Source organism: Micromonospora sp. ABR4_055, from assembly GCF_056160425.1.
Genome location: NZ_JBSWXD010000085.1, coordinates 17,537 through 27,929, shown reverse-complemented (window position 1 = coordinate 27,929; position 10,393 = coordinate 17,537). Strand labels below are relative to the sequence as shown.

Annotated in this window: 10 protein-coding genes and 1 riboswitch; of the genes, 6 read left to right on the top strand and 4 right to left on the bottom strand. The window is 72.1% G+C overall.

What is annotated here, in order from left to right; all coding sequences use genetic code 11:
- Positions 1 to 105: 105 nt before the first annotated feature.
- On the bottom strand, positions 106 to 1,122 hold the full coding sequence (locus ACXAHD_RS19555; protein WP_475052291.1) for a coiled-coil domain-containing protein: 1,017 nt from the start codon (positions 1,120 to 1,122) through the stop codon (positions 106 to 108).
- 2 nt (positions 1,123 to 1,124) lie between these two features.
- Positions 1,125 to 1,261: riboswitch (cyclic di-AMP (ydaO/yuaA leader) on the bottom strand.
- A gap of 257 nt (positions 1,262 to 1,518) precedes the next feature.
- Between ACXAHD_RS19555 and ACXAHD_RS19550 the strand changes: the two genes are divergently transcribed.
- From ACXAHD_RS19550 to ACXAHD_RS19535, 4 genes are all read left to right on the top strand, one after another.
- Positions 1,519 to 2,196: a potassium channel family protein gene (locus ACXAHD_RS19550; RefSeq protein WP_289211451.1), complete on the top strand. Its 678-nt coding sequence runs from the start codon at positions 1,519 to 1,521 to the stop codon at positions 2,194 to 2,196.
- Positions 2,197 to 2,949: 753 nt separating this feature from the next.
- Complete coding sequence (locus ACXAHD_RS19545; protein WP_475052288.1) at positions 2,950 to 3,486, top strand: fibronectin type III domain-containing protein; 537 nt, start codon at positions 2,950 to 2,952, stop codon at positions 3,484 to 3,486.
- Positions 3,487 to 3,496: 10 nt separating this feature from the next.
- The gene (locus ACXAHD_RS19540; RefSeq protein WP_281551979.1) at positions 3,497 to 4,165 is read left to right on the top strand and encodes a winged helix-turn-helix domain-containing protein; all 669 of its coding nucleotides are present in this window, start codon (positions 3,497 to 3,499) and stop codon (positions 4,163 to 4,165) included.
- Between the two features lie 28 nt (positions 4,166 to 4,193).
- A complete protein-coding gene (locus tag ACXAHD_RS19535) occupies positions 4,194 to 5,492 on the top strand; it encodes a sensor histidine kinase (protein ID WP_475052284.1) in 1,299 nt (432 codons plus the stop codon).
- A 46-nt stretch (positions 5,493 to 5,538) separates the two neighbouring features.
- On the opposite strand, the gene ACXAHD_RS19530 is transcribed toward ACXAHD_RS19535, so the two are convergent.
- On the bottom strand, positions 5,539 to 6,021 hold the full coding sequence (locus tag ACXAHD_RS19530; protein WP_281551977.1) for a hypothetical protein: 483 nt from the start codon (positions 6,019 to 6,021) through the stop codon (positions 5,539 to 5,541).
- 59 nt (positions 6,022 to 6,080) lie between these two features.
- On the opposite strand from ACXAHD_RS19530, the gene ACXAHD_RS19525 reads away from it, so the two are divergent.
- Both ACXAHD_RS19525 and ACXAHD_RS19520 read left to right on the top strand, forming a co-directional pair.
- On the top strand, positions 6,081 to 7,223 hold the full coding sequence (locus ACXAHD_RS19525; protein ID WP_281551976.1) for a branched-chain amino acid ABC transporter substrate-binding protein: 1,143 nt from the start codon (positions 6,081 to 6,083) through the stop codon (positions 7,221 to 7,223).
- 49 nt (positions 7,224 to 7,272) lie between these two features.
- Positions 7,273 to 8,037 carry a hypothetical protein gene (locus ACXAHD_RS19520; protein WP_281551975.1) on the top strand — a complete coding sequence of 255 codons (765 nt, stop codon included), beginning with the start codon at positions 7,273 to 7,275 and terminating at the stop codon, positions 8,035 to 8,037.
- A gap of 45 nt (positions 8,038 to 8,082) precedes the next feature.
- On the opposite strand, the gene ACXAHD_RS19515 is transcribed toward ACXAHD_RS19520, so the two are convergent.
- Positions 8,083 to 8,943, bottom strand: coding sequence for a peptidase (locus ACXAHD_RS19515; protein ID WP_281551974.1), 861 nt, complete (start codon positions 8,941 to 8,943; stop codon positions 8,083 to 8,085).
- A gap of 1 nt (position 8,944) precedes the next feature.
- Positions 8,945 to 10,330 (bottom strand): VWA domain-containing protein, encoded by a 1,386-nt coding sequence (locus ACXAHD_RS19510; protein WP_281551973.1) that lies wholly within the window; start codon positions 10,328 to 10,330, stop codon positions 8,945 to 8,947.
- Between the last annotated feature and the right edge of the window lie 63 nt (positions 10,331 to 10,393).

Genomic DNA, 10,393 nt, shown 5'->3' with positions numbered 1-10,393 from the left:
CCCCCCCCCCCCCCCCCCCCCCCCCCCCCCCCTCCCCCCCCCCCCCCCCCCTTCCCCCTTCCTCCCCCCCCCCCCCCCCCCCCCCCCCCACGAGGTGAGGTCAGGTCACAGCAGGGACAGATGTACGTGGTTGGTGTGGTCGCTGTTCGGGTCGCCGCCGGCACCGCTGTACGAACTCCAGCCGGTCGTCGGTGACCAGAACTGCCGGTACCAGATGACGTACAGGATGCCGAGCTTGTCGGCGTTGCGGACCAGGAAGGCGGTCAGGTTGTTGCCGTACAGCCGGTCGTCGCCGAAGGCGTCGCCGCCGAACCCCTGCTGCTGAGCGGAGAAGTCGCAGGCCCGTCCCTTGGGGTGCTCGAACGGTCCGCCGGGGCGGAAGCAGGAGACGAAGCGGGTGAAGCCGGCCTTCTTCGCCTCGTTCAGCGCGTGCATGGTGCGCGGCGTGATGCAGCCGCTCGTGGTGGGGTCGTCCAGGCTGCACGACTGGGACGGCCAGGAACCGTCCGAGTTACGCGGAGCCTGGGCGGCGACCGGCGAGGTGGCCGAGACAAACCCGTTGGTGGCGACCGCGCCGACCAGTTGCAGGGCCTTTTCGGCCTCTTTCTTCTGGCGGGACATCGCCTCGAGTTGCTGTTCCTCGCGGGCCACCTCGGCGTCGATCGCGGCGACCGCCCGAGCGGCCTGTTCGCGGGCCTCGTTGAGCTCCCGGATCCGCTTGTTGTCGTGCATGGCGATCATGTCCAGGCCTTCGGCACGTTCCAGCAACGCGTCCGGATCGGCACTGTTGAGCAGGACCATCACCGGGGTGATCCGACCGAGACGGTACGAGTTGGAGGCGACCTGGCCGATCTGTGGGGTCAGCGCCGCTATCCGCTCCTCGACTTTTTCCAACTCGAGGTTGAGCTTCAACTGGCGTTTGCGGGACTCGTCGACCGCGGCTTTGGCTTCGACGAAGCCCCGGCCGGTCGATTCGAGCACCTCACTGAGCAATGGCGGGGCGCCTTCGTCGTCCGGATCCTGAGCGGCGGCCGGCGACGCTACGACGAAGCCGGCGAGCAGGGCGGCGACGGCGGCGAGGGCCGCGGCCGTCGGAATCCGCCGGCGGAGGGGTGCGGTCATCCTGTTCCTTTCCTTGGCCGCCGACCGAGTTAGCTGACGGGTTCGGGACGGAACGATCCCTACCGCTGGCGCGGATTCACCCCGGTGGAAACGTGGTTCCCCGGCTCACCCCGGAGGGGTGATTGGGCGGCGGTCACCGCCGGCGCCGGTGGGCGCCGCCTGGCGGAGACCGCGGGCAAGCTTACCGGATCGGTCACCGGCATCAACACCTCGACAATCCTGACTGAGCTGGAGTAATCCGTTACCAGGCAACGACTTTCGGTGATGTCCACTGTCTGCGTTTGTCGGTGTACGACAAGTCGTGGGACGGGCCGGATATCGCTGCGTCGAGGTTAGCGGCTGACTACAGTGCGTATGAGGAAAAGCGGCAAAGTCCTAGCCTCGGACGGATCCTCGGTGAGAGATGACGATTCCCCGGTCGGGCCGCCGGACGCCGACAGCGTGGCGGTGATCGGCCTCGGGCGGTTCGGTGGTCAGGTCGCCCAGTCCCTGCTCCGCCTCGGCCATCACGTGCTGGGCATCGACGAGCACCCCAAACGGGTGCACCGCTGGTCCGAGCGGCTGCCGAGGGTGGTCGAGGCGGACTCGACCGACGACCAGGCGTTGCGCCAGTGCGGCGTCGCCGACTACCCCCGCGCGGTGGTCGGTATCGGCTCGGACGTCGAGGCCAGCATCCTCACCGTGGTGGCGCTGACCGAGCTGGGTGTCCCGGAGATCTGGGCGAAGGCGATCACCGCCAAGCACGGCCGGATCCTCGCCTCGGTCGGTGCGCACCATGTGATTTTTCCGGAGGCGACGATGGGTGACCGGGTGGCCCACCTGCTGGCCAGCCGGATGCTCGACTTCATCGAGTTCGACGACGGGTTCGCCATCGCCAAGGTCTGCGCCCCGCCGGACGCCACCGGTCGGACGTTGGCCGAGTCCCGGCTACGCCAGCGGTACGGCATCACGGTGGTCGGGATCAAGGAGCGGGACCGGCAGCTGCGGTACGCGGAACCTGAGACGTTGATCCCGCCGGACGCGCTGCTGATCGTCGCCGGGGTGACCGCGGCGGTCCAGCAGTTCGGCCGGTGAACATGGGCGTGACCGCCTCATCACACCTTCATTTCGTGAGCTGATCAGCCGCTGCACTTTCGCAAACTCGTGACTCAGGCTACAGTCCCTGCATGGGAGCGCTTCCATCGATGGATGTGCCCCCGCTGAGGTAGTCGACGCGTGGCGCGGCGATGGCGACATCACCGTGTCAACCGCACAGCTCCCGAGGCTGGCGGCGGGCCAAGCCCGGACACCGCCGCCAGCCCGCGCACCACCTGTCGAGAGGAGGTGGAACCAGAGCCACTCGCGTGGCCCGGCTCCCGCGCGTCACGCACGACCTGGACGCCAAACCGCTCGTGCGTGTTTTGCAACTGAATGGTGGGGACGGGGGTTGCCCTCCCCGTCCCCACGCTAGTCCCCGATTGTTACGGCGGAGAATCGCCGACAAGTCGGGACCGCGACGTCGGTCCGTCCGAGAGTGCTGTCCAGCCTGCCGATGCATCGGCAGGCTTCGTTGTGTGTGGGCCTCGGAGCGGCGGCTGAGCTGCCGTGCTCGGTCTGCGGCGACGGTCGGACGCAAGCTCGCTCCACCGGCACCGGAGGTTCGATGCTCGTCGATGAGTAGTGGGCAAGCTCACAGTCGGTCGATCCGCTGGTCCGTCCCGGCGTCCGCACCGAAAGCGAGATGCCCATGCCGCAACCGCCACACCACTGCCGCCGGTGGATCCGGCGCGATCCCGACCACCCCCGGCACCCCGACCGTCGCCGGCCAGCCCGAGCCTGCGCCTGACCATGCCGCCCGGCGACGACCAACCACCCACCGCGCCAAGCGCGCTGACCGCCACCACGATCGGCACCGACTCGGTCACCCTGCGGTGGCAGCCGTCCGCCGACAACGTCTACGTCGCCTGGTACGAGGTGCTGCGGGTCAACCCCGACGGCTCCACCACCCCGGTGGCGACCGCCCCGCAACACCCGCCGACCGGACCGACCGCCCGGGTCGGCGCACTGCAACCGCAGACCGCGTACACCTTCGTGGTGCGGGCCCACGACGACGCTGGCAACACCTCACCACCGACCGAGCCACTGACCGTGCGGACCCAGCCACCTGTGGGGCGCCGAACCGGTCGACCTGGTCCCGCCGGACATCACCGTCGCCAACACGACGTGGAACAGCCGGATCCCGGCCGGCGGCAGCGCACAGCTCGGTTTCGTGGTCAGGTACTCGGCGAGCAACCCGCCGCCGACGACCTTCCTGCTCAACGGCGAGCGCTGCGCGTCCTCGGGTTGACCCTCGTCGAAGACGCGCTGGTGACGGCGGCTTGCTAGCCTCGCCCGCATGCGGGTGCTGGTGGTCGAGGACGACCCCGAGGTACGCAGCGCCGTCGTCACCGCGCTGCGCTCCGGCGGATTCGCCGTCGACCAGGCGGCCGACTGGAGCCAGGCCGACCTGAGCATGAGCATCAACGACTACGACTGCCTGGTGCTCGACCGGATCCTTCCGGAAGGCGACTCACTGCACCAGCTCAGCCATCGACGCCGGTCCGGGCTCACCACACCGGCTCTGGTGCTCACCGCGCTGGACAGCGCCGGGGACCGGATCGCCGGCTTCCAGGCCGGTGTCGACGACTACGTGGTGAAGCCCTTCGTCACGGCCGAACTCGTCCTGCGGGTCCGGGCGCTCTGCCGACGCCGCGGCGCCACCACCCCGCCGCTGCTGCGGGTGGCGGATCTGGAGGTCGACGCCGCCCGTCGGGAGGTGCGCCGGGCCGGCGTCCTGCTGACGCTCACCCGCAAGGAGTTCGCCGTACTGGAGATGCTGCTGGTCCGGCGTCCGGCGGTGGTCAGCCGAAGCGACCTGTTCGAACACTGTTGGGACGAGCTCGCCGACCCCAGCTCGAACGTGGTGGACGCAGTGGTCGCCCAGCTGCGCCGCAAGCTCGGCGAGCCGCAGTTGATTCACACCGTACGCGGGGTCGGCTACCGGGTCGGCGGGGCGCCGTCGTGACCGCCGGCCGAACTGGCGGGGCGCCGCCGTGAACCGCCGCGACCGGCGGGGTGGCAAGCCGCTGCAGACCGCCGACCGGCTGCGCAACCTGCGGATCCGGATCACGCTGCTGGTGATGGCGATCAACGTGGTCGGCCTGGCCGGAATGGGCGCCGTCGCGCTGCTGGTCGACGGGCGGCAGCGGGACGAGGTGGTCGCCGCCGAGCTGCGGCGTACCGCCAGCACCGCCGCCGCCCTGCTCTACTACGAGTCCGGGGCGCTGCAGCTCGACAAACTGTTCGACGACGCGGTCGCCAACGGCACCACCGCCGTCTACGTGTACGAGGCCGGTCGGGCCGACCTCAGCCTGGTCTTCGCGTACCCGGCCCGGCTGCCGGTCGTCCCGCCGGACAACCTGCTGGCACCGGCCCGGACGGTCTGGACCTCCGGCACCGAGCTCGCCGGCGGAGTCGGCGACACCGCCGGTACCCCCACCCCGCTGCTCGCCGTACCGTTCCAGCACGCCGTCACCGGGGCGGTGGCCGGCGCCGTCGTCGTGCTCGGCGACACCGGGCCGGCCGAGACCGCCAACCAGCGGCTGGCCCTGGCCCTGGTCGCCGGCGGCGTCAGCTTCACCGCGCTGGCCGGCGCCGGCGGTTACCTGCTCGCCCGCCGCGGCACCGAGCCCATCGCCGACGCCCTCAACCAGCAGGAACGGTTCGTTGCCGACGCCGCGCACGAGCTGCGCACCCCGTTGACCGTGATCCGTGCCGTCTCCGAGACCGCGCTGGCCGAGCCGCAGCGCCGCCCGGCGGCGCTGCGCCAGGTGGTGCGCTCCGCCGACCGGCTCGCCGACTCGGTCTCCGTCCTGCTCACCCGGGCCCAGCTCGTCGCCGGCCTGCGTGACCTGCGCCGGGAGCCGTTCCGCCTGGACCAACTGGCCGAGGAGGTGCTGACCGACACCGTCGTCGCGCCGCACCGGGCGGTGCCGGTCACCGAGGCCGTGGTGGCGTACGGCGACCCGGCGCTGGTCCGGATCGCACTGCGCAACCTGATTCAGAACGCGGTCCAGCACGGTCGGGCCGCCGACCAGCCGGCCGAGATCCGGCTCGAGGTCACCGCCGGACCGCCGACCGTCCGGGTACGTGACCGCGGCACCGGGCTCAGCGAAGCTGTCGCCGCCGCGCCCGAGCAGCGGTTCCGCAGCGGCACCGCGGACGGCACCGGGCTCGGGCTGGCCATCGCCAGCTGGGTGGCGCAGCTGCACGGCGGGCAGCTGCGGCTGGTCAACGCCGAAGGCGGCGGTGCTGAGGCCCGGCTGCGGCTGCCCGGCGGTCAGGGCGGGTAGGACGGCATGCCCGAGCGGACCGGTCAGCGTTCCGGGACCACCCCGATCAGGGCACGTAGACCGCGGTGTCGCCGTCGGGGCGGATCGCGAACCAGATGCCCGACTGGCCGTGACCGTTCGCGTCGCCGGGCATCCGGTCACCGGCGTACCCGTACAGCGGCCAGCCGGCCAGGCTCAGCTGCCGGCTCCCGTCGGACCGGTCGAAGCAGCCGACCAGCTGCCGGTCGATCCCCTCCACCCGTACCTCGCTCTCGCAGGGTGCCGGCAGCCAGGATTGCCGGCACTGTCCCTCGCAGGCCGACCAGGTCGGTGCCGCGGTGTCCCGGTCGGAGCGGTACAGCACGAACCCCTGCGCGTCGATGACGATCTCGTCCAGCGTCTGGGAATCGACCGCGTACAGCGCGGTGCCGGTCGCGGTGGACGACGGCGCGGCGGAAACATCCGCCGGGGCCCCCGCCCCGGGATCGCTGCACCCGGTGAGGACCAACCCGGTGAGGGTCAGCACCGCACCCAGGATCAACCGTCTCATCAAAACCTCACGCTCCTACCAGCAGGATAGGCGGGTCCGACCGGGTACAGGAGGTGGACGTGCGTACGTTGCTGCGGCCGACGGCGATGTTCGGCCTGCTGTCGGTGCTGACCGGATGCGTCTCGGCCGGTGGCGAGCAGGCGGCACCGGCCAGCGCCTGCGGCAGCCGCATCGCGGTCCTCGGACCGCTCTCCGGCGACTCGGCCGACCTCGGCGGCAACGTCCGTGACGGTGCCCGACTGGCCTTCGACCAGTACCGGGCGGAGCATCCGGACTGCCCGGTGGAGCTGATCGAGTTCGATTCGCAGGGCGACCCGAAGCAGGCCCCCGCCCTGGCCCAGCAGATCGTTGACGACGCCCGCATCATCGGGGTGGTCGGTCCGGGCTTCTCCGGCGAGGCCGAAGCGGCACTGCCGATCCTCGACCAGGGCGGCGTCGCCACGATCACCACCTCGGCGACCCGGACCGAACTCAGCGAACGAGGCTGGTCCACCTTTCACCGGCTGGTCGGCAACGACGCCGCGCAGGGGCGTGCCGCCGGTCAGTACATCGACCAGGCACTGGGCGGCACGGCGGTGTTCGTCGTCGACGACGGCGGGGCGTACGGCCAAGGGCTGGCCGACCAGGTGGCCGCCAGACTCGGCGCCAAGGTGGTGCAGCGGGCGACGGTCGCCGCCGGAGCGACCGACTTCAGCGCGGTCGTCGGGCAGATCCGTTCAGCCGACGCCGACGTGGTCTTCTACGGCGGCTACTACGCGGAAGCCGGTCGGCTGCGCCGCCAGCTCCGCGCGGCCGACGTCCCGGCGACCTTCGTCGCCGGTGACGGGGCGAAGGCGGACGGCTTTCTCCGCGAGGCCGGCGACGATGCCGAGACCGCAGTGGTGATCACCTGCCCCTGCCTGCCGCCGGAGCGGGCCGGCGCCGAGTTTCCGCAGCGCTACCGGGAACGCTTCGGGGTGGAGCCGGGCACCAACTCCGCTGAGTCGTACGACGCGGCGACGGTGTTCCTCGCCGGGATCCAGGCCGGACACGGTGGCCGGACCGCGATGGCCGCGTTCGTCGACGACTACGACGAGCCCGGGGTCACCACCCGGATCGCCTGGACCGGCACCGGTGAGCTGGTGGCGTCGTCGGTGGTGGTCTGGGCGTTCCGCGTCCAGCAGGGCCGGTTCGTGGCGGAGCGGTCCATCCCGACAAGTTGACCTGCGCGCCCCTGGCGGGCGCGCGTGAACGTGGCAGAGGAGTTCAGTTATGGCCCTACCGACCACGGCTGGTAGTGGTGCCGGCGACACCGGCGCCGGGGCGGACAACCGGCCCGGTGGAGGCACCGAGAAGGTACTGCGTGCCGTCGCGGCCGGCCCGCTCGGCGCGTACCCGCTGCTGGAGGCCGCGTTCTGCTGGAACGAACGGCGGCCGGTCGGCTGGCGCCGACTGGGGCCGGCGTCGGCCACTGCGGACCGGCAGCTACCGGTGGCACAGACCGAGCAGCCCGCGGCCGCGGCCCGGACCGCCCGCCTGCTGTCCACGATCACCTGGTCGGTGACCAGCCCGGTCGGCGCATGCACCTCGCTGACCAGGGTCGATGTGTCCTCGGACGGGTACCACCGGGTGTTGCGGGCGCTGGCCGGCGCGTGGCGCGACGGTCGGCGGATGCTCGGCAGCCCCGGGCTGGCGGCCGCGCACTACCCCGCTGCGCTGGCCGTCTGGCGGATGGCCGCGCTGCTGGCTCCGGCGGACCGGACCGCCGGGGTGCTCGCCATCTCGGTGAGCACCCCGGCTGCGGCGCTGCTGCGAAGTGCCGCACCGGCGTTGGCGCTGCCGCACACGGTCGTCGAGCGCAGCGGGCGCAGCACCGTGATCCGGGTGGACCGCCCGACGCTGTTCCGCCGGCTGCTGACCGAGATCGACCCGGCCGTCGCCGGTCCGAGCGACGGCACGCCCGCCGGACGGCAGCTGGTGGCGGTCGGACGCCGGCTGCCGTCCGGATCGATGCGCCGGCTGGCAGCCGCCGGTTGACCGGACTGTCGGCCCGGTCGGCCGAGTCCGCAGCCGGTCAGCAGGTCAGCTGGCTGCGGCGGGGCCGGCCCGGCGGCGTGGCCGGCGGGTCAGCCCGAAGCCGACCACGCCACCGACGGCGGCCAGTACGCCACCGGCCACCGTCCAGAACCACCGACTCGTCAGGCCGGGCAACCAGTCGCTGAACCAGCCGGCAACACTGTCCCACCAGGACTGTTCGCTGACCTGACCGGTGGCGTCCGCCGGGTCGGTGTCGCCGGTCGCGCTGGTGAGCACCGCCCCCTGCCGTACGGTCGGCGTCAGCGGCGCCTCCAGCCGGCCGCCCTCCGGGCTGGTGTCGTCCGAGATATCGGCGCTCACCCGTAGCTCGACCTGCACCGGCAGACCGAGGTCCTGCTCCGGCAGGTCGGTGACGGAGAGCCGGACGTAGTAGGTGCCGGGTAGCGGATCGGCGGACCACGGCTCCGCCCAGGCTCGGACCTGCCGCAGTGCGCAGCCCGCCCGTACCTGCCGGTCAGTGGCGGATCCGACGGGTGACTGCATGCCCGCGGTGCACGGCTGGCGGCGGCGCAGCCCGTCGAACACGTCGATGGTCCAGGTCGACGCGCCGCTGCGCGCCGCTGCATCGGCGAGGGTCACGGTCGCCGCGATCGAGCTGGTCTGGCCGGCCTGGGCCGGGAACGACCAGTACAGGTACTCACCGGTCGCGGCGGAGACCCGGACCGGCTGGTCGATGTGGACCGCCGCAGCGGTGAGGAACGACGTTCCGGCCTTGGTGAGGGTGGCCTCCGCCGGTGCCGGGGTGGGGCCTTCGGCCGCCGCCGGGGTCGCGACAAGGAGGACGGCGGCGCCAGCGGTGCCGACGGCCAGGCCGGCGCGGGTCAGCCGGAATGTACGACGGGTCAACTCAGCTCTCCTTCCAGACGGTGGTCCACCAGCGGGTCAGCCAGCCGGCGAGGACTCCGGTGACCAGCCCGGCGAGGCTCAGCACGACCAGCAGCAGCCAGCCACGGCCGAGACCCGGGCTGTCCGGGAAGGGGGAGGCGGCGACCAGATCGACGGTGAGCTCGATCGGCATGCCAGGGGCGTCACCGGCCCCGCCAGCGGCGGCGAACGAGTTGCTGACCACCAGGCAGACCTCGGCGGGCGGTGGCTCCGTGCCGGCGGCCGTCGACGCGGCGGCGGAGACGGTTCCGGACGGCGTACCGGCCGGGTCAGAAGTTCCACCGGTGTCGTCGGTCTGGCCGGTGCCGTCGGCGCGGTCGGTGTCGCCGTCCGGGCCGGTGTCGTCGGTCCGGTCGGTGTCCGGGCCGGCGGACCATCGCAGGCCGGTGGAGAGTACGTCGGTCCGGCCGCTGCCGGCGTCGGTACCCCGGACCAGCTCGCGGCCGTTGGGATGGACGGCCCGGAGCAGGATCCCGTAGTCCCGGTTCACCGGGCGGTCCAACGCGATGCTCACCGAGGCGCGCAGCTCCTGGTCCGCCCGGATCGGTACGCGGTACCAGCGGTGCTCCTCGAAACGTTCCCGGTCGGTGTAGACACCTGCCGCGAGCAGCGGCGCCGCCGTGCAGTCGGTACTGCCGGTGACCAGCTCCGGGGTCCGGGTGTAGGTGTCCTGGGCCCGGTCGACCAGCTGGTTGATCCGGTCGGCGAGCTGGTCGGCGCTCTGCGCGGTGGTGTACGTGCCGCCGGTGGCCCCGGCGATGCAGACCAGCTGCTGGCGGACCTTGTCGTCGAGGGTGAGGCCGAGCGTGTCGACGATCAGCCGGGTGCCCTGGGCGGCGAGTTCCCGGGCGACGTCACACGGGTCGGGCGGGGCGCAGGTGTCCTCGCCGTCGGTGATCAGGACGATGCGTCGGGCGGTCTCACCGGAGCCGAGATCCTTGGCCGCCTCCCGCAGCGCCAGCCCGATCGGGGTGAAGCCGGTAGGCCGCAGACTGGCGATCGCGGCCTTCGCCTGGTCGCGGTCGACCGGCCCGACCGGTACGATCTGCTGGGTGTCCTGGCAGCCGAGGGCCTTGTCGTCGCCGGGGTAGGTGGCCCCGAGGACCCGGATGCCGAGGTCGGTGCCCGCCGGCACGGCGTCGACGACCTCGTTGAACGCGCGCTGGGCGACGGCCATCCGGGTCTGGCCGTTCATGTCGGGCTCTCGCATCGAGCCGCTGACGTCCAGGACCAGCTGCATCCGCAGGTTCTCGGTGGTCTCGTCGGCACCGGCGGGCGGGGTTCCGGGCAGGATGATGACGCCCAATAGTCCGATCAGGACAACCTGGGCGGTACGTCTGATGATCACCGGGCGATCTTAGTGATCCTCCAATGTGCCCTCCGCAGTGGCAGGGTGCGGCCCGGTGCGTCC